24 protein-coding genes are annotated in these 18609 nt (G+C 70.1%); 1 reads left to right on the forward strand and 23 read right to left on the reverse strand.

Translation table 11 applies throughout. From position 1 onward, the window contains the following. Positions 1-115 precede the first annotated feature (115 nt). Positions 116-646: a hypothetical protein gene (locus tag LPA54_RS29240; protein WP_228983375.1), complete on the forward strand. Its 531-nt coding sequence runs from the start codon at positions 116-118 to the stop codon at positions 644-646. 252 nt (positions 647-898) lie between these two features. Here the strand turns inward: LPA54_RS29240 and LPA54_RS29245 are convergent, their stop codons facing one another. From LPA54_RS29245 to LPA54_RS29350, 23 genes are all read right to left on the reverse strand, one after another. Further along, complete coding sequence (locus LPA54_RS29245; RefSeq protein WP_228983378.1) at positions 899-1198, reverse strand: hypothetical protein; 300 nt, start codon at positions 1196-1198, stop codon at positions 899-901. 83 nt (positions 1199-1281) lie between these two features. Then, entirely contained in the window at positions 1282-1407 is a 126-nt protein-coding gene (locus LPA54_RS42510) for a hypothetical protein (RefSeq protein WP_267487774.1), read from the reverse strand. A gap of 779 nt (positions 1408-2186) precedes the next feature. Continuing rightward, the gene (locus LPA54_RS29250; protein WP_228983380.1) at positions 2187-2534 is read right to left on the reverse strand and encodes a hypothetical protein; all 348 of its coding nucleotides are present in this window, start codon (positions 2532-2534) and stop codon (positions 2187-2189) included. A 384-nt stretch (positions 2535-2918) separates the two neighbouring features. Next, positions 2919-3491: a hypothetical protein gene (locus LPA54_RS29255; protein ID WP_228983382.1), complete on the reverse strand. Its 573-nt coding sequence runs from the start codon at positions 3489-3491 to the stop codon at positions 2919-2921. 851 nt (positions 3492-4342) lie between these two features. After that, entirely contained in the window at positions 4343-4603 is a 261-nt protein-coding gene (locus LPA54_RS29260) for a hypothetical protein (protein WP_228983385.1), read from the reverse strand. Positions 4604-4731: 128 nt separating this feature from the next. Beyond that, positions 4732-5112 carry a hypothetical protein gene (locus LPA54_RS29265; protein ID WP_228983387.1) on the reverse strand — a complete coding sequence of 127 codons (381 nt, stop codon included), beginning with the start codon at positions 5110-5112 and terminating at the stop codon, positions 4732-4734. Positions 5113-5183: 71 nt separating this feature from the next. Beyond that, the gene (locus tag LPA54_RS29270) at positions 5184-5579 is read right to left on the reverse strand and encodes a hypothetical protein (RefSeq protein ID WP_228983388.1); all 396 of its coding nucleotides are present in this window, start codon (positions 5577-5579) and stop codon (positions 5184-5186) included. Between the two features lie 164 nt (positions 5580-5743). After that, the gene (locus LPA54_RS29275; RefSeq protein WP_228983395.1) at positions 5744-6493 is read right to left on the reverse strand and encodes a hypothetical protein; all 750 of its coding nucleotides are present in this window, start codon (positions 6491-6493) and stop codon (positions 5744-5746) included. Between the two features lie 77 nt (positions 6494-6570). After that, complete coding sequence (locus LPA54_RS29280) at positions 6571-6924, reverse strand: hypothetical protein (protein ID WP_228983398.1); 354 nt, start codon at positions 6922-6924, stop codon at positions 6571-6573. A gap of 347 nt (positions 6925-7271) precedes the next feature. Next, positions 7272-8360, reverse strand: a complete 1089-nt coding sequence (locus LPA54_RS29285; RefSeq protein WP_228983417.1) for a hypothetical protein — start codon at positions 8358-8360, stop codon at positions 7272-7274. Between the two features lie 101 nt (positions 8361-8461). Then, positions 8462-9871: a DNA phosphorothioation system sulfurtransferase DndC gene (gene dndC, locus LPA54_RS29290; RefSeq protein WP_228983419.1), complete on the reverse strand. Its 1410-nt coding sequence runs from the start codon at positions 9869-9871 to the stop codon at positions 8462-8464. A gap of 712 nt (positions 9872-10583) precedes the next feature. After that, on the reverse strand, positions 10584-10976 hold the full coding sequence (locus LPA54_RS29295; RefSeq protein WP_228983421.1) for a hypothetical protein: 393 nt from the start codon (positions 10974-10976) through the stop codon (positions 10584-10586). A gap of 35 nt (positions 10977-11011) precedes the next feature. Continuing rightward, entirely contained in the window at positions 11012-11767 is a 756-nt protein-coding gene (locus LPA54_RS29300) for a hypothetical protein (protein WP_228983422.1), read from the reverse strand. 126 nt (positions 11768-11893) lie between these two features. Beyond that, positions 11894-12598, reverse strand: a complete 705-nt coding sequence (locus LPA54_RS29305) for a hypothetical protein (RefSeq protein ID WP_228983424.1) — start codon at positions 12596-12598, stop codon at positions 11894-11896. Between the two features lie 280 nt (positions 12599-12878). Then, positions 12879-13241: a hypothetical protein gene (locus LPA54_RS29310; RefSeq protein ID WP_228983427.1), complete on the reverse strand. Its 363-nt coding sequence runs from the start codon at positions 13239-13241 to the stop codon at positions 12879-12881. A gap of 174 nt (positions 13242-13415) precedes the next feature. Beyond that, entirely contained in the window at positions 13416-13679 is a 264-nt protein-coding gene (locus tag LPA54_RS29315) for a hypothetical protein (protein WP_228983429.1), read from the reverse strand. 119 nt (positions 13680-13798) lie between these two features. Beyond that, positions 13799-14107, reverse strand: a complete 309-nt coding sequence (locus LPA54_RS29320) for a hypothetical protein (RefSeq protein ID WP_228983430.1) — start codon at positions 14105-14107, stop codon at positions 13799-13801. A gap of 76 nt (positions 14108-14183) precedes the next feature. Beyond that, positions 14184-15002: a hypothetical protein gene (locus LPA54_RS29325; protein ID WP_228983431.1), complete on the reverse strand. Its 819-nt coding sequence runs from the start codon at positions 15000-15002 to the stop codon at positions 14184-14186. A gap of 189 nt (positions 15003-15191) precedes the next feature. Then, positions 15192-15560, reverse strand: a complete 369-nt coding sequence (locus LPA54_RS29330; protein WP_228983433.1) for a hypothetical protein — start codon at positions 15558-15560, stop codon at positions 15192-15194. Positions 15561-15705: 145 nt separating this feature from the next. Continuing rightward, entirely contained in the window at positions 15706-16551 is an 846-nt protein-coding gene (locus tag LPA54_RS29335; RefSeq protein WP_228983434.1) for a hypothetical protein, read from the reverse strand. Positions 16552-16649: 98 nt separating this feature from the next. Further along, entirely contained in the window at positions 16650-17546 is an 897-nt protein-coding gene (locus LPA54_RS29340; RefSeq protein WP_228983436.1) for a methyltransferase, read from the reverse strand. Between the two features lie 132 nt (positions 17547-17678). Next, positions 17679-18077: a hypothetical protein gene (locus LPA54_RS29345; protein ID WP_228983438.1), complete on the reverse strand. Its 399-nt coding sequence runs from the start codon at positions 18075-18077 to the stop codon at positions 17679-17681. After that, the gene (locus tag LPA54_RS29350; RefSeq protein WP_228983439.1) at positions 18074-18487 is read right to left on the reverse strand and encodes a hypothetical protein; all 414 of its coding nucleotides are present in this window, start codon (positions 18485-18487) and stop codon (positions 18074-18076) included. The genes LPA54_RS29345 and LPA54_RS29350 overlap by 4 nt, the downstream gene beginning before the upstream one ends. Between the last annotated feature and the right edge of the window lie 122 nt (positions 18488-18609).

Raw genomic sequence — 18609 nt, forward strand, 5'->3', positions numbered from 1 at the left:
GCCGGGCGGGCCCGGTGCCTCACGGAAATGGGCGCCAGACCACGGATGCTGACCGGCCGTGACATCGGGCGGTGCACAATGGCACCCAACCAACGGATCACGGAGGTGTGCATCGATGGCAAAGCGCAAGAGTGCAGCGCTGATCGCCGCGCGGGAAAAGGCCCGTGCGCTGCAAGCACAGTTCGACGTGCTGGCAGAACGACGGCTGGACATCGCCACGCGGGCCGTCGCGATGCGGAAGGACCTCGACGACTTCGATGACGAAACGCAGAGGCTCATTGAGCAGCTGCTGGCGAAGCGCGACAAGAAGCGGTCCGAGAAGCATGCTCAGCTGGGGGCCCTTGCTGTCGAGATGATCGACACGAGGGTGAGCAGATCTGAGGCGGCCGGCCGGCTCGGGATGACCCTCGCGGAGTTGAACGCGGCACGAAAGGCGTTCGACGACGCGGTGCGGGCTCGTGCTGAGGCTTCAAGCACTCCGGTGCCACCGGCTCCGGCCTCTGCGGAACCGGTGGCGACTCCCGACGTCGGACCCGTTCCGGGCGCCACTTCGGGGGACGGCCTCCCGGACGTCACGCTGCCCCGGCAGGAGTCCGGGACGCTCGACGAGCCGGTGACGACCACCATCGCTCCGCCGGTCAGCTGACCGGTGCGGTGGTGACGGCGGAAACGCAGAAAGGCCCGGCTCCCCTTGGTGGGGGAACCGGGCCTTCGCTGTGCTGTCGGGCGGTCATGTTGGGGCGACTGGCAAATGCGCACGGCCTGAGCCGCTGCGGGCTGGTCGCTCGGTAGCTCCGGGCGAGGTAGAGCCGGCCATCGCACCGGGGCTCACATGGTGACGGCCGGCCGTCGCGGCCGCCGCCCGCCAGACCGGTGTACTGGTCTGGCGGGCGGGTGGTCAGAACGGCGGTTCGTTCGTGTAGTCGATGCGCTTGCGTGGCCCCCATGCGATCTGGGCGAGCAGTCGCGGCATCGGGCACACGGGGCAGTCACCGCCGGGCATCTCGTCGTAGTCCCCCCACGCGGGGAGGTAGCCCCTGCCCTCGCACTTGGGACACGTAACGTCGGCCGCCCGGTTGATCGAGATGTCACGCAGATGCCGGTCGACTTCGACGCACAGGTACTTCGTCGGCCACCACTGGAGGCGCAACGGTCGCCCGTACCAGGCGGTGAGGCGCTGTCGGATCTTCGCGTACATGGGTTGTCCCTTCGTCGTGTGTGCGTGTGCCCGGGGGCGGGCTGCCGGACCCGCCCCCGGGGGTAGTGCGTGCTCGGCTGGGCCTACCAGCCGTTCCACCAGCCGCGTATCTGGTCGGGGGTCTGTCCGTGGTTCCCCGTCCACGTTTCCGTGATCTGCTCGAAGGTGGCTTCCGGGTTCTCCAGCAACTGCCCGACGGTATGAGCCATGAGCTGTATGACGTCCTCTGCCGGGCCGCTCGGGTTGAGCGCCTCGGAGAGCAGCGCGGCCGCGCGTTCGGCTGCGGCCTCGACCTTCTGGGACGTGTAGGGCGGGACGGGAATGGCGACTCCTCGGCGGTGGGGTGGTGTGGGGATTGCGGGCAGGCGCGGCGGGCGGCGCTGTGGTCTTTGCGGTCGTCGCCCGGTGGGTAGCAGCCTGGCGGGGCTGCGGTAGGCGTGCACTACGGGATGGCGGCCGTCGCACTCCGCCGTTTCCGGCCCGGTGGGCCGGTGGCCGGACGATACGTCCGGCCACCGTGAGCGGGTCAGAACGGCGCCACATTGCGCCAGTGGCTCGGGGCGGGCTTCGGCTTCCGGGGCCACTCGCTCGGCCTGGCAACCAACGCGAGACGAAAGGCCATGGCAAGGGGTCCGTGCACAGTGGCGTACTGCCGGGCCTCCGGGCAGACAGGGCACGGCCCCGGCGTAGTCGAAGTAGGGGTTGCTGGCGTAGTCGGTGCCCACCTGCTCGTAGAGGGAACCTCTACCCTGACAGCTGGGGCAATCGGGGTGCGCCTCACGCAGTACCGTGACGCTGGCGGGGTTGTAGGGCGACAATTCGACGACGAGGTACCCCCGGCGCCACATGAACCCTTCTCGTTCCAACTTTCGGTACCGGCGCGTGAGCGCGTTTCGGGCTCGCACGTACATAGGTGGATCCTTCCTCGCAGGGTGCGTGTGTGGTGGGCCCGGGGGGTGGCGGGGCCAACCGCCGCCCCCCGGGGTGGTCAGAAGCGGTTGCCGGGCTCCCGACGGGTGCACTGGCCCTCGAACACCACGAGGTGCGTAAGGAGCTGCTGCGCGGCCGTGAGGAGCGGTGGTCCGTCCACGTCGACGAACTCGGGCACCCGCTCCTGGTTCTCCTTCGCAGCCTTGAGCTGGGCGCGCATGATGGCCGCCCACGGGGTGTCGGCGCACACGGTGTGGACTTCGGGGGTGCCGTTGTTGTACTCGGCGTACTTCTTCCCCCACACCAGAACCACGGTGTACCTCTGCGGGGCGGTGGGCTTCCGGTTCTTGCTGCGGGCGCGGGCCAGGCGGTCGGCCTTCCAGGCGTCGAGCAGTACACGGAACATGCGGATCATGTGTCCTCCAGCAGAGTGCGTGTGGTGTGGGTCTTCCCGGGGCGCCACCCCGTATCGACACGAGAAACTATACCGGCTTTAACGCCCTAAGCCGAGTCCGAAGGGCCCTTGCTCGCCTTCCTCGGAGTGCGAGGGGCCCTTGCTCGCCTTCCTCGGAGTGCGAGGGGAAGCGCGGGGCGCCCCGCGCACCCCGCCCGCCGGGGCGGGGTGGCCGCCCTCCGGGCGGGCGCGCGGCCTTGGCCCGGGCCGGGCAGTCGTCGGCATTCGGGCCGCTCGGGCCCGCGTGCGCCGGTACCGCTGCCCGGCGGCGCGTCCGGCGCGCTAGGCGGTGCGCCGGGGGCGGCACCCTTTCGAGTGCCACCCCCGGTCTGCTCCTCAGAAGAGGAACACCGGCTCGGCCACCGCCGGGAGCTGGCGCGGCTCCGGCGCGGGCTGCGGCTCCTCCTCGGTCGCCTCGGCGTCCATCTCGGCGAAGTCGTCGAACTCGTCCACCTTGTGGAGCTCTCCGGTGAGCTGTTCGAGCTCGTTGGGGCTGTCGCCGAACTCGAAGCGCACACCATCCTTGATCGTCTCGGGGTTGATGAACCACAGGGTCTTGGTGGCGGCCTTGTTCAGGACTTCGGCGAACTTCTTGGCGAGCGGGCAGGCGTCGTCACGGTCGCCGAAGGGGCGGTTGCGGAGCGGGTGAATGAGTCGCCCGTCGGCACCCGTGGTCCATACGGCGTCGACGTTCCAGCCGCGCTCACCGATCAGCCGGGAGGTGAAGAAGGTGAGCGTTTCGCCGCCGTGGCGGCGCTTGATGGTGAACGTGGCGGTGAGGCCCCGGCGGGCCTTGTCGCCGACGATCTTGGTCTCCTTGTCGATCTCCGCGATGATCATTCCCGCGCTGGCCGCGCGGCCGAACTCGGGGAAGTTGTTGACCTTCGCGACGATCTGGTTGTCGAGCATCTTCGTTCCTCTGGTGAGTAGGTATGGCGTGTGGCCTTCCCGGGGTGCCATCCCGTTCCGACAAGAAGAACTATACCACCCTGCACCCCCCTTCGCCAATTTGGGAAGTGCCTTTGAGCTGGGGTTTTTCGCGGCCGTCGCACCCGGACAGCCGCCGCACTCGGACGGTCAACCGAGCCACTACCGTTGCTGTTGCTGCTGCGCTTTCGGGCCGGTCATTCGTACGGCGGTGCAGCCGGGTGGCGGCTGGTCACCTAAGCCGCTCAGGGTGGCCGTGCTTGTGGCCTGTGGGGGTGGTCTCTCTCCGGGGCCCTGCACGCGCCTGGTGTCGGGGACCGGTGCCCGTGGCGGCCGGCACCGGGTCCGCGGCGGGTCGGGGCGGTCCTGGGCGGGCACGGCGCCGGGGTAGGGGATCCCGGGTCCCGGGGGGCGGGGGTCCGGAGGAGCCCCCCGGGACGGCCGCGCGCGGCGCGGAGCGCCAAACGGCGCCGCACGGCCGCGCCTCGACTACCCGCACCGCCGGCCCGCTCCACACCAGCCACCGGACCACACCAACCCCCGCGGGCCGGCCGCACCCACCCGCACCGCGCGGCACACCCACCGGGCGCGCCCACCGCCGGATCGCACCGAAGGTGCGATGCACCACCGGGCCCAGCCGCACCCCGACGACTAGAGCGGCCGCCGGCGCGCCGCCGCCCGGGCCCTCAACGGGCCTCGCCACAGAGCGGCGGCGCGCTGCATGTCCGGCCTGGGCCGCGTAGCGGCCGACACCTGCCGCCCGGCAGGGCGTCCGTATCAGGGCGGCGTCCGGGGCCATCAAGGCGCTCACGTGGCGCCGCCGGTCGTGTGGCTTAGATGGCGGCGCGATCGGCGTAGGCGCGCTTGCTCTCAGCGGTGGCGAGGGCGGCGCGCTCCCTGCCGATCTCCCACACTCGCTCGACGTACCCCATGGCGCGCGGGAGGGTGGCGTGGTGGGTGTAGTGGGCGGCGCGGCGCTGGAGCTGGCGGATGGTGAGGGCGCGGGCGTCGTCCTGGGCGTCGGCGCGCCCGGCGGCGTACTCGGAGGTGTCGGCGGGGACGGTGGTGGCGGGCATGATGGTCGAGGTGGCCATGGCTGGGTTTCTCCTTCGTTAGGCGCGCGGTGGTGCGCTGGTGGGGGATCGCCGGGGAGCGGCGCAAGGCAGTGCGATGGGACGTCCACGGGGGGGCGGCGGAGTGCTCGCCACCCCCATGGAGGTGCTCAGCGCCGCCGGATGCGGCTGATGGTGATGGTGGCGGCGCCGTGCTCGTCGCGCCGGGTGTCAGCCAGGAGGCGGACCGGTCTCGGGGTGGTGCTCTTGCCGTCCAGCGGCGTCCGCGTCACCTGCACGATGACGCGCGAGGGCCTCACTCCGATGACCTTTCGGACACCGTCCAGGGCGGCGGCAAGAGCGCGCAGTAGGTTGTACTCCCGTTCGGTGGCGTCTTCGCGGCGGCCGTTGACCGTGTAGCCCTCGGGCCACGCGATGCAGTCGGCGTAGATGTCGGCCGTGTAGGCCACACTGGCCGGTAGGCCGGTCAGGTCGATCAGATCGGGGTCAGCCTCGATCGCGGGGGCGTGGGCCCGCTCCGTGGTGGTCACATCCGCTCCGTGTGTCGGCGTACGGGAGGGACCCGGGCTTGTGCCCGGGGCCGCTCTAGTGGAGTGGTTGATCAGCGTTCGGGTCGCAGCGGGATGGAAAGCGCGCCGCACCCTTCCGGCACGGGTACGCCCTTGACCAGTTCGGCCAGGCGGGCGGCCGCCGCGACGCGCTCGCGCGCCTCGGGCGCGATGGACTCCGGAAGGCCCGGGTGGGGCTGCTCGGCCACGGAGACGATGAGCGCCCCACCGCCCTGCCAAGCGTCGGTGCCCGGCGCGGACGGTACGCGCCGGGCGGGCTCGATCAGCCTCGCGGTGTCCAGGTTCCAGCGGTCACCGGCGAGGGTGCGGCCGAACGTGATGCAGGTGAAGCGCTCACCCCCGCACCGGCGGTGAAGCCCGGCGGCCTCGGTGGCCGCCCGGATGAGAGCCGGGCTCAGGAAGATGACACGCGGGTCGGCGCTGTTCATGTGGTGCCCTTCGGTCGTGGTGTCCGTGTGAGCCGGAACCCGGGGGCCACCCCGTTCCGACAAGAAGAAATGTACCATCGCGACATCCCGCGCGCCAAATCGCGTGCGGTGCTGGCACGGCCCCGCCCGGGGCGGCCGGATGGCCACCCCCGGGCGGGGCGCTGTTAGCGGGTCGGCTCGGCGGTCCACGTTCCGCAGCTGGTCTTGTCACGGCGGTAGCGCCGCCACCCGTAGCCCGGGGTGTGGTCCGTCTGGAAGTGGCCGCAGTCCGCGCACGGCGCCCCGAAGTCGCCGGGGTCGGCCACGGGATCGGCGGCCCACTCCCGGCGGTCGCACCACGGGGATCCCCCTGATGCGAAGCGGACACCACCGTCCGGCATGAGGTGGGCCCACCCCTTGGGCCAATCGATCGGCCCTTCCTCGCGGCAGACCTCGATGGCTCCGAGCATGGCGTGACGGCTCCACAGGTAGCTCTCGCCGTCGGGGGTGGTGATCCGGTAGCCGGGAGCGGTGAGCTGCCGCTTGGGGGCGTGGATGATCACGCCCGCCGCCGGGTCCGGCTCGAAGCGCCGCACGGAGTGCCGGGGCGACTGCCGGTATCGGATCACGCCGTCATCCGTGACGGTCGCCTCGCTGACGACCAGTCCCCAAAGGCTGCTTTGCAGGAAGTTGCGCAGCCCCTTGCCCGCCTCTCGGCGCGGTCCGTAGGCGACGGGCGCGGGGGGCCATTCGCCGCTGCTCTCATCGACCCTCTCGTAGTGCACGTGAATGGGCATGTCGCTGAGTACGACGTGTAGGAACGGGGGGCCGTCGTACCACTGGGGCACGGGGGCAATGAGGATCTTGGCTCCGGGGAGCTTCTGCCGTGTCAGGATCTCGCCGTTGTCGCTCGGGTGCTGCTGCTGGTTGCTCACGTCTCGAATTCCTCGCAGGTAGAAAGCCAGCTGGCGGTGTGCCGGGGCGGCCCATGCGGCCGCCCCGGCGGGCCGTGTCAGCCCTGCGCGACGCTCCGGCGGACGTAGTCGCGCAGACCGGCGGCGAGCCGCTGGGCCTGCTCGTCGCTCACGGCGGCGATCGTGTTGCGCACCAGCAGGACCCCGGCGGCCGCGACGGCGTCCGCCTCGGACGATCCGTCCTCGACCTCGTGGGCGTAGACGTCCTGGACCAGTTCGCGGGCGAGCTCGGTGGTGAAGCGCTCGCGGTAGAACTCGGGGGCAAGCCGGTTGAGGAAGGACCACCACTCGGTCACGGCCTCGGTGATGTAGCCCACCATGGGGCTGTAGTCGACCTCACCGCCCCTGTCGATCTGAGCCGTGGCGGGCGCGTCGGTGATCGTCGTGGTCATGTCGTCGTTCTCCTCGGTGTGGTGTACGCGTGACGCCGATCCGGGGGCCACCCCGTCCCGACAGAAAGAACTATACCTGCTTGACACCCCTGCGCCAAACCGGCTCGGTGGCCTTCGCTGGGTTTCCTGCGGCTCTGCGCGCGGTCGGCGTCCGGCATGGGCCACGGCGCCGCCTCTCGCCGCTGCTGCGCTTTTCAGGTCCGGCATTCGTACGGCGCGACGGCCGGGTGGCGGCTGGTCACGTGAACCGCGGCGAACAGCCGGTTTTGACCCGCGGGCATGACGAAGGCCCCGACCTCACGGAGGTGAGGCCGGGGCCAGGGCTGTTGCCTCTCCGGCTGTACCGGTCAGCGGCCGGCGGTCGGCGCGCTGATGCGACTGTCCGTTAGAAGCCGGTCAGCGACGTCCGAGTTCACGCCGAAGGTTTCGCGGATCCACCGGGCGGTGACGCGGCCCTTCTCCGCTCGCTGCGCACGGATCCTGTCGAGCCGCACCTGGCGGAGAGTTCCATCGGCCTGGCGCATGCCGATACCCAGCAGGGCCGCGACTTGGGATGCGGTGAGCGCAGCGCCCTTCTGGTCTAGAAGGGCGCTGACCTGCGCGGCTCGCTCCGCCGCCTCACTCCGGGGGAACAGGCCGACTTCCTTGCGCGCCTCGGCGGGGGCAAGGTCGCTCCGCTCGGCGAGGAGTTGTTCGGCAGCGTGCTCGCGCGCCTCCCGAAGCAGCCGTTCGGCTTGGCGGAGGCTGATGCTCAGGTCCTGCTGTACCTGCTCGGGCGTGAGGTCTCTGCCGTGGGCGGCGAGCAGTTCGGCCACCCGGGCGCGCCTCTGGCCGGCCTGCGTGTGCGCCCCCTTCTTCCTGCCACGGAGCTCGGACTCGAACCCGGCCGGCCGACCGCCCGGCCACTTCTGGCCGCTGGGCGGTTCGACCCCCTTGCGCAGCCGGTTGTTCTCCCAGTCCCGGATGGTCTTGCGGTACCAGAGATTCGTGCCGGTTTCTGTGTGGTCAGGGTCCGGCAACCTGGTCTTGGTGCCAGCAGCGTAGGACTTCCACGTCTTGTCCGTGACCTGGCGGTCTTCGGGCAGGGACAGCCTCGCTTCCTCAAGGTCCAGCAGGTCCAGGTCGTGGCCGGCCGCGGGGATGGACGGCATCGGCAAAGCCGGCTTGCCGGCGGCCTGGAGGTCGACGTTCGTCTTGGCCGCCTGGACGTTCTCCTCGGCGTACAGGCGGCGCGCAGCGCCCTCGCGGTTGAACAGCCTCAATCCGGGGACGGACTCCCAGCGCCGCTTGCTCTGCCAGGTCTTCAAGGCGAGGCCGAAGATCTCCGCGGCGCGCTGATCGCTGACGGGTGTAAGGCCGTGGGGGATCACGACGGTGTCTCCTTCATCGGTGGTGGGTGTGAGCGCCGAAGCGGGGGCCACCCACGTCGACAGCATTTACTGTACCTCATTCAGCGCCTCGGTGTGGGAAGTGGTCGGTCGGATGTGTCAAGCGCTGCCCCTTCGCCTTCCCCCAGCGGCAAAGGCGGAGGGGCAGCTCAGAACAGGCTCGCCTGTGGCGGATCCTGCCCGCGCAGCTGGCGCTGGCGCAGCGCGAACTCCAGCGCCTCGTCCTCGTCGGTGAAGTGGTGGGCGAGGATCTTCTCCAGCGCCTCGCTCAGGCCCTGGCGCCGGCCGGCCGACCGGTAGGCCTTGTCCACGGCCAGCAGAGACCTGACGGTCAGAAACATCTGCTCGTCGTCACCACAGACCTCGCGCAGCACTTCGGTCATCGCCCGGTCCCTGTCGATGGTCAGGCTGATCGGCCCGTCGGGGAACGGTTCACCGGTGGCGTCCTCGTAGATCTCCGGCAGGGTGTCCTCAATCTCGTGCTTCTGGAACACCCATATGCGGCGGATCTCGCGCAGTTCCTCCAGCGTGATCAGGGTGATGTCGCGGACGTGCTCGGGGCCCGTGCGGCGGATCCGCGACTGGGCGGTGAGCAGCTGGTGCAGCCAGTCCTGCCGGGCGTCCTGGGTGTACGGGCCGTGGACGAGCCGCTCTCGGTGGATGAGCAGCCGGCCGTCCATCTTGCGGAAGTCGCGTAGGTGCCGGTCGTCCTCGATGTCGAGCCGGTCGCGCAGTGCGAGCAGCGGGCGCATCCAGTCGTACTCGTCATCGTTGATGATCATGGCCTTCATGCTCTTGTCGGACTCGACCATGGTGCAGGTCCAGCATCCGAATCGGCTGTCGCCACACGATTGGGTGCTCGTGTCGACGACCAGAGGGCATTCGCTGTCGGCCGACGCGCCGCGGTACAGGGCCATGAGCTCCTTGTGGGAATGGCCCCACGGATTCTCGTACTGCATGAGCGCGATCCACACCTCGTCGGTGGTCAGGTCCTCGATGGGGCTGTAGACCAGGGAGTTGGGGAGCGAGGCATTCGGTGAGAGGCGGTCGCGCACGCGGCCGGCCTCGTGCCGGGCCATGGAGCGGGCGCGGGCTTGGCTCTCGGCCTTGCGGGTGCCCAGGACCAGGATCACTTCGCCGTGCTGGTCGACGACCTGGCGGATGAACTTGTTCGATGGCCGGATCTTCATTCGCTCGGTGCACCACCGGAACTTGGGCCGGGGTGCCGCGTAGCCCTTTCCGATCAGGGACACCCAGAACGTGTCCTTGATGTCGGGGGTGAGGCGGTGCACCTCGACGGGTAGGCCGGCGGTCGCGGCGGCCGCGCGCATCGAGTCGAGTGACCGGCCGACCCATGCGGCGATCACGGGGTTCTCTACCAGGGTGTCCGTGGATATGACGTGGGCGGTCTTGTGCCGCTGGGCAGGCGGGAGGCTCTCCAGCGCCCGCCATACCAGGGCGGTGGTGAGGGTGCTGTCTTTGCCTCCGCTGTACCCGATGACCCAGGGCACTGAGTCGGCCAGGTACAGCTCTCGGACCTCGGCCAGGGCCTCGTCCATGAACTGGTGCAGTCCCCGGCCGCCGTACGGCTCGGGCTTGGGCAGATCGACAAGCGGCAGGAGTACGGGTGTGGTGGTCAGGGGGGTTCCCTTCGTCGGTGGGTACGGGGTGACACGAGCATGTGGCGCTGGGCCGGTGGTGCCGGGTTGTGGTCGTCGCCTGACGGGGTCCCGCCGGCGCGGCGGGCGCGCGGCCGCAGTGCACTTGGACCGGTCGGCGCGGCCGCCGCGGTACTCCGTTGTCAACTGGAAGGCGGCGGGGTCACTGCTTCGGGGGGGGGGGGCGAACAAGGTGAGCTGCTGGTCGGCGGCTTCGGCTTGGGGGGTGGCCCGCTCGATGGGGGCGACCAGGCGCGGCGGCGGGTCCGGTAGGGATGGCGGGCGTTGCCGGTCACGTTGGACCTGTGCCCGCAGTGCCGCCAGCACTTGGCTCCACTCGCCGGTAGCGAGGGCCTGGGCCCATTCGCGCTGGTCCTGGGCGCGTTCGGCGTCGGTGCGGCGGCGGGCTCCGCTCCCCCAGCAGTCGCTGGTGGCGGCGCGGTAGGGGCGGTGGTCGGGGACGGCGCCGGCCACGAGAGGTTGCGGTAACCCGCATCCGGGGCACCGCACGGTCTCCGGTTCTGGGGGTTCGGGCGGACTGGCCAGGGTGGGGCCTTTCTGCGGGTCGGGGGCCGGGGGGGAGGGAGTGTGCGCCGCCCCCGGCCCGGGCTGGTCAGGGCTGAGTGCGTGCCAGCCGGTCCTCGGCCTGGGCGAGCTGGCTGAGGAGGTACGCCAGATCCTGGGGAGCGGTGGCGATCAGCTCGGCGTCGGCCCGGATGCCGGTGAGCACCGATCGGTGCTCGTGCTGGTCCTCGACGTCATCGGGGCCCGTGGCGGCGCCGAGCTCGGCGACGCGCATTCCGTTGGCGGCCACGATCTCCACGGAGACGTACTCCGCTTCAACCTCTGGGGCGTAGGCGCCGCCGTTGGCGTTGTGCAGGGTCTCCCTGGTGTGCCACGGGCGGGGAAGGGCTGCGCTCAGCTGGTCCCATGCCGCCTTGATCCGTGCAAGGTCGAAGAGCTGGGCGGGATCGGTTGCCGGTCGGCGGGGCGGCAGGGCCTGCACGTCGGTGCAGTCCCTGCCGCCTTGCGTCGGATCGGTTACGCCTTGGCGGCGGTCAGCGCGGCCTCGATGGCGGTCGCTCGCACGGTGGCGGCCGGGCAGGGGCCCAGCAGCCGGGTCAGGTCGGCGGTCAGGCTCGGGGTGTCCTTGGCACGGCGGGCGCGGGCGACGGACTTCAGCAGCGCGGCCGCTGTGTCGGCCGTGGTCGGGTGGGCGACCTTGCAGTGGCAGGACTGGGCGGTCACGACCAGCCTGGCCAGCTTCTCAGGAGCGGCCTGCTCCACCATCGGGATACAGCCGTCGTGCCGGTAGGACGGGCGAGGACGGTTGTCACCGTTGCGCCCTCGCAGGTGCGACCACCAGCGCGTGCCCACCCACTCGCACAACCGGCACCGCATCAGCCACCGGTTGTCCGCCCCGGGGTAGCCCTCTAGCGGTTCCCATCCGAGCTCGTTGAGGCGGGCGAGCGCCTTCGCGGCGTGGCGGATGTTGCCGGGGGTCGGCTGGAGCCGGGGGGAGAGCTGCGGCACGTAACCCGCGGCGGCCAGAGTGGGAGTCTGCGCGGGCGCATCTTCGGCCAGGACAGCACCCTCGTCGAACAGCTTCACCAGCTGACCGGCCGCAAGGTCGCGGTCTGCGTGCTGGGTCTCCTCGCAGCCCGGCGCAGTGGCGTGCCACCTCCTGTGCCAGCGGTAGATGTGCCCGGCCGGGCGGCCGTCTACGGCAACGGGGTAGCGGCCAGTCCCGTCGCGCTCGCCGATGCTGTAGCGCGATTCGGTGTCGGTGTCGGTCAAGTGGGTTCCTTTCGTCGGTGTACGTGTGAGGTCGGGGCGGGAAGCCATCCCGCCCTGACAAAGAGAACTTTACCAGTTTGAACACTCGCCGCGAAACGCGGAAAGCCCTTGCGCCGGGGTGATGGATCAGAAGAGGCGGTCAGAATCTTCCGGCAGGGCGACCGGCTCGACGGCGGCGCGGTCTGCGCTGGGCACATCGCCGGGGGTGGGGTCGGCCGCCTCTCTCCGGGAGATCCGGCGCCAGTCGGTGAGGTCTTCGCCCCAGCGGTCCGTGATGGTGGAGAGGGCGCAGAGTTCGTCGGCCCCGACAGGTATCGCCGCCTGGTCGGTTGCCTCCCCGTCGGGCCCATAGAGAACGGCGTACGCCTCATCGGTGGCCCAGACGGCGACTCGCTCAGTCCCGTCCTCGTTGCGGTACCGGCCCTCGAACTGGACGCTTCCGAGGTCGTGGAGCAGGCAGTCCTTGCGGCCGCAGTGGCCGCCGCGCTCCTGCCAGAAGCGGATATGAGCGTCGGCTCCTGCGGCTGCCCAGTCATCCCCGGCGGTGTACTCCGGCCGGCGCTCGGTCCACCTGGCCATCACCTTTTCCAGGTCGGGGCGGACGTAGAAAAACGACAGCCCCTCCTGCTTCATGTGGTCGATCCATGACCGACGGCTGCGCTCGTAGGACCGGCGGGAGATGTCGTATCCGCTGGCGGGGTCGATGTCCTCGATGTCAACGCCCGCGGCGAGGCACAGGGCAGTGCGGGCGTCCGCCATGGCCGTGGCGTGGTCCATGGCGGACGGTACAGACAGGGCGTGCCAGAAGACGTTCCTGGCACTGGCGAGCATGGTCAGCGTTCCTCCTGCGGTCGGGGGGGCGATGGGGCGGCAAGAGCCATTCGTCAGGACGACACTCGGCGACGAAATCCGTCTGCTTGCGGTGCGTGAGCGACCTTCCAGTGGGTTCGCGTGAGGAATGCCCGACTGGCCGCCCCTTAGCGACACATATAACTCTACCACCTTGACCCCTCATCTCGAAGTGGTGGGTCGCATAGCGACAGCACCGCAGGTCGGCACTCGGTCATGGCGGTCCACCTCCTTAGTCGGCGGCCGCAGGTCGCGCTGGGGGTCAGCTGGCACAGGGGCGGGTGTGGTGGAGGGAGAGGCCGCAGCGGTTGCCGTTGCCGTCGTAGCCGTCGCACGAAGTGCCGGGAATGCCGAACCGAGGCTGTTGTGTGGCGCGCCAGATATCTCCGCCTGGGGCGGGCTGGTCAAGCGTGATGAGGGCCGCGGTGGGAAGCACATCGCGGCCGTGTCGCAGGCACAGCACGCCCCCCGCCTCGGGCTGATCGGCGTAGGGTCTGACCACGGTCAGGTGGACGGTGATGGCGTCGGAACTCCCCCCCTGCGGAGTGACCTTGCGCAGCCACTCGCCGGGCTTGAGGTCGCGCAGATTGGTCACCCGCTCGTAGGTGAGTCCCTGGATGGTCACGGTCTCGGAAATGGGGGCTCCTGGGGTGAGGGCGGGGCAGGGTCTGCCCCGACGGGGTTGCGGCTGGTTGAGCGCTTGGTCGGCTCGGACTGCTTCGCGTGGCTCCGTCCCCGCAGCTATGCGCTTGGGAGCAGGGCAGCGGGGCGGCTTGGCCACCGGGTTGGATGCGCACACTCAGCTGGTTACGGCCGCGGTGCGGCGCGTGGCGGTGAAACGACGAATCCTCTCGCGCAGACGGCGCCGGGGGCCGTCGCCACCGTTGCGGCCGTTCCACCAGTGGTAGGTGAAGTAGGCGGTCGCGGCGGCGTTGACCGCGACGTAGACAGCGCCTTCGCTGCTCCGCCCCATGGCGATAAGCGCGAAGCCGAGGGCGCTGAGCCCGTCGGCCGTGCCGATCGAGATGCGGCGTGTCCAGACGCCGGCCACGGAGGTGAGCAAGAGGGCAGCTCCGGCGCCCAGGAGTATGTGAAGGAGAATCAAGCGGTTTCCCGTCTTCGCGTGGTGGTTGGGGTGTCTGGGCCGGGGGCCAGCCACGGCTGGCCCCATGAGGGGCGCGATCAACCTGCGGGCGTGAGCACCCAGACCTCCCGAAGCCCGGCGGGCAGAGGCCCGTAGAGATCGCCGAGTTCGGGCTGCGCCGTCATCTGCTCCGGGGTCGGGTAGACCTCCCCGCGCAGTTCCCGGGCGTCGAACAGTCCGAGCGAGACGGAGTAGAGCGGGGAGAAGCCGTTGCCCTCGGCGTCCTGGGACAGGACGACGAGCCGGTTGGGCTGGCCCCGCAGCACGCTCATGAGGTCGCGGCTGGTCAGGGGCGGCTCGCCGTCGCCGTACAGGGGGAGGTCGGCGGTGTGGTCGATGTGTTGCAAGGACAGTTCCTTTCGCTGGGTGAGCTGGGCAGGGTGGCCGGGCCGCGCGGTGGCGGCCCGGCCTGGCGGGAGAAGGTCAGTCCTGGCGGGTGTAGGCGTAGAGCATCGTGGTGGCCGTCTCCACGCTGACCCGCTCGACCCACACCGTGACGCGCGGCTCCGGGTCCCCGTTGAGCAGCTGCACGGCGAGACCGGGAGCGGTGTAGATGGCGGCACTGCTGGGGCCGGTGCGCTCGGTGGGCCTGGGCGGCTCCTCACCGCGCGCGCGGGTGATCATGTCCCGCAGCGTGTCCGGGGTAGCGGTGAGCGACACGGGGATGTCGTGGCCGTCCGCCTTGAGCGCCTGCCGGACGATCTCCTGCGCCGTCGGGAGGGGAAGGTTTCGCAGCAGCAGCGCGACGGTGGGCGCGGTGCCGGTCGGCCCGCTGGTGACGAACAGTTCGCGCGCGTTCTCTCCGCGACCGATGGTCATGGTCGCCGACCGGTTCAGGTCGTCCTCGATGATCCGCACCGTTCCGGCGTGGCCTTCGAGGAGTGGGGTGGACAGGACGGCCACCGCCTGGCCCACGTTCTGCCGTCCATAGGCCGGGGCCAGTCGGTGGCGGATGACGTCCAGCAGCTCGAACACAATCGGGTCGTCCGGGTCCGTGGGCACTCGGCGGGCCTCACGGATGCACGTCAGCGGGACATCGTCGTCGTCGGCCAGGTTGACCTGGGCGGTCAGCGTGAGCTCGCCGTCCGCGACCTCGACATGGATTTCGTGGCCCTCGTAGTTCCGCAGAATGGCGAGGTCCAGCAGGCCGTCCAGCTCCCAGAACCTGGTACCGAGCCGGTCCAGGAGCCAACGGGCGATGTCGTGGGCGGGGCTGGGCGCTGCTGCGATGGCAAGAGACAAGCCGTACCTCCGTGGTCGTGTGCGTGTGGTGTCGACGCGGGGGCCACCCCGTTCCGACAAGAAGAACTTTACCAGTTTAAACCCGATACGCGAAGCCGGGGCGGCGGCCTCACCCAGGGTGCGATGCGGGGAGGCGGCCGGGGGCGCGACAGCAGACACCCCCCGGCCGAATGGGCCCGCCCCCCTCGGTCAGGCTGGCCTTTCGGGGCGCCCCAGAGGGGCCAGGGCGCGAAGCACGGATGAGATCCCGCGCCCATCGTCCCAGTTCCACTTGATGCCATGCGGTACAGAGACACCCGTAAGGGGGTCGATGAGCACCGCCCGGGGGTCGACGACGCCCGTACCCTGCACGACGTGGTGGCGGTACACCACAGCCCACCGGCAGCGCGGCTCATGACCCACGATCACGTAGTAGTCGTTGGGCAGGCGCAGCAACGCCACGGTCCAGCCTTCGGGAGCATTGGTTGCGTACGTGACGCGGAGGGCAAGCGAGCCGACACCAGGAATGATGGGCAGCGGGTCGCGCAGTACGAGGTCATCGGCATTGCGGCGGGCCATGGGGATTCCTCCGGGAGTTACGGCTGTCGCCGTGGTGTGCGTATGGCGTCGGGACGGGAAGCCACCCCGCGCCGACAGAAAGAACTATACCGCCTCTATCGCCACACTCAAAGCGTGCAGGAATGCTGCAAGCGGGGGCGAAGCATCAGAAGAGGCAGTCATCGGCGCGGGGGAGGATGGCAGGCTCGGGGGCGTCGGCCGCTGCCGTGGAGAGAACTTCACCCGCGATGGTCAGGGGCGGCGGCGCGTGGATCTCCTTGCGCGCGGGAGCGACCTGACGCGGGCTGATGGTTCCCTCCAGCGGCTGGCGGGCATCCAGGAGCGCGAGGATTTGCAAGACCAGGTCGGCCGGCACGTCCGTCAACTTCATGTTGGCGTGCTGGGCGTCGTTGGTGAGCATGACGCTTCCAGAGGCGTGGGCGGCCGCGCCCTCGCGGGAATACTGGCCTCCGGACCAGTAGGAGATGTGGCGATGCGGCGCCTCGTGCTCGTTGACGTGTGCGGCATGCAGCCCGGGCAGCGCCTGTTCCATGCGGCGGTTGAGTGCCCGGCGGGCCGCGCGCTCCCGGTCGGCCTGGCGCGCGCTCTCCAGCGCCTGCCCGATGACGGCGAGGTAACCGGGCATCCACCGACGCACGATGTCGCGCGCCATGGCCGTGGGCTCGCGGTCCATCGACACCGTGACGGCCTCCGCGTGGCGCACGTTCGAGTCGGCCGGATAGATCCCCCTTACGGTCAGTCGGCGGCCTGCGCCTCCCTTGTGGTAGCCGCCTTGGTGGCTGAGGTCGAAGCCCAGCCCGTCGGGGTGGTGCAGCGTGACAGAGCCGTAGCAAGCCTGGCCGGCCTTGTGTGTCCAGCCACCGCCCTGGATACGGTCGGCGTTCAGTGCAGCGGCCAGCCGCGTTCCCAGTGCGTCAAATCGGCGGTGCAGTGCTCGTCGCTCATCTTCGATCTTCTGGCTCATCGGCGTGCCGTGGTCGGACGTGGTCACCGGTTCCATATGTCTCCTGTACTGCGATGGGGAATGAGGGGCGGGGGCGTGCCCGGGATCCCCGGCGCGGGGATCCCGGGCACGCTGGCGGGCGGGTGTCAGAACAGGAAGCCGTCGGCCTCCGCGCCGCCTGCTGCCTCCGCCGCCGCGGGGACGAGCTCGGCGGGCGCGGACCTCGGAGCGACGGCGCGGCGCTCGTCGTGGCTCAGGGCGGGGACGTCCACGCGGCTGGTCAGCACCTTGGGCGGGTGCTCCTCGAAATCACACGTGACGACCTCGACCGCCGGGGAGACTCCGCGCCACTCGCTGACGTAGTACGAGGTGTCAATCCCGATGTTGTCGCCGAGCACGATGCCCGTCTGGCGGTGGAAGCTCTCGTATCGGGAGCTCTCGCGCTGCCGGTAGTACGGCTTCCCGCTGTACTCGAAGGGTGACGACATCTGCGGGACGATGAACGCCCCGTGCCGCGCGATCTGGGAGGCCACCGCGATGGTGTGGTACTCGAAGTACGGTCCCCGGTAGCCGGGGGCGTTGCCGGAACGCGCGATGTTCCCGAACGGCGGGTTGGCTATGGCCGTGTCGAACGTGCCCAAGTTCATGCCGGGCACGTCCAGGACGTCACCCTCGATCCAGGTGGCTTCGGGAAGGATCTTCCGGCCGACGGCGATGTAGGCGGGGTTCTTCTCCACGCACACGATCTCTCGCGGCGGCTTGTTCTCCCACCGGCGCGTCCAGAGCTCGCGGCAGCCGTAGGCGAGCATCCCGATCCCGGCGCACAGGTCGATGATCCGGTCCCCCACCACGTGGAACCGCAGATCGAAGCCGAGACCCTCGGGGGTGAAGAACGCGCCGTCCAGCGAGTTGGTGACGTTGGACGACTCCTGCCAGTGGTTCAGGACCGTGTCCTTCTCGTCCTCGGTGAGGTCGCGCTTGAGCGCGACCAGCTGGCACGCCTCGCGGTGCTTCTTCGCGTCTTCCTTCGACAACTTGGCCATGGGTGACATCCCTTCGGGAGTGGTGTGCGTGTGGCGTCGGCACGGGGAGCCACCCCATGCCGACAAGAAGAACTTTACTAGTTTCAGCCCCATATGCGAAGCGTGAAAGGGGCCGTGAGCTGCGGCGATGGGCTAGAAGAGCGTGGCCGTGTCGTCGTCCGCCGGGGTTGGGTCGGGCAGGAGTACGGCGAGGAGTTGGGCGGTCCGCCGCCGTGCCTCGTTTCTGCGGGCGGCTCGTTCCTCGGGGGTGGCCCAGCGCACCATTACGGCGTCGTGGTACGCGGATTCCTCACAGGTGTACCCGACTCGCTCCAGGGCCTGCCGCATGTCGTACAGCGTCATGTACCAGTCGTCATCCCTGGCCGTAAGCAGCACCTTGCCGGGTGCGTTTACGTCTGCGCCGTCCTCCGCCGTGAAGTGGCCGGAGTCCGGCCGCTTGTCGAGGGGGCAGAGGTTCCCGTCAAGCGTGGCCGGCAGGTAGCCCCAGGACTCCAGCCGACGGATCACGGTCTGGCGCTTCACTCGCCTCAAGCCGTGCCCCCCTCGTTCGACGGCTGCGGCGCCTGCACGATCAGCACGGGGGCATTGATGGCGAAGATCTCGCACGGGGTGTCGTCGTCGACGGCGGGCGCCAACCGGATGTATCGGGTGACGTCGCACTCGGGCCGTTCCCAGCAGCAGGCCGCCCAGCAGGGGACGGTCATCGGGGCGGGTGCGGCAGTGACGATCTCTTCCCAATGCAGCAGCTGGCGGGGGTTGCCCAGGTCGTCGGCGAAGTCACCGAGCAGCAGATCCCCGGCCTTCGCCTGCCGGGCGCGGACGACACGGATACGTTCGGGCGTGGTGCCATCGGGAAGCGGGTCGTAGTCCTCGCCGCTGGGGCGGTCGGTGATGACCAGGGGTGTGGTGTCACCGTCAAGGACGATGGTGCGGGCTGACACGGGATGACCTCCAGTAGATGAGCGGGGCGGCCGGGCGCGGTGCGGCGCACCGGGTTGCCCCGGGGTGGCGTAGTCGGCGGCCGCGGCGGCCGCTCGGGGGCGGCCGTCGCAGCGGCCGGCGG

It is taken from the genome of Streptomyces sp. DH12 (assembly GCF_020873895.1).
Lineage (GTDB): Bacteria > Actinomycetota > Actinomycetes > Streptomycetales > Streptomycetaceae > Streptomyces.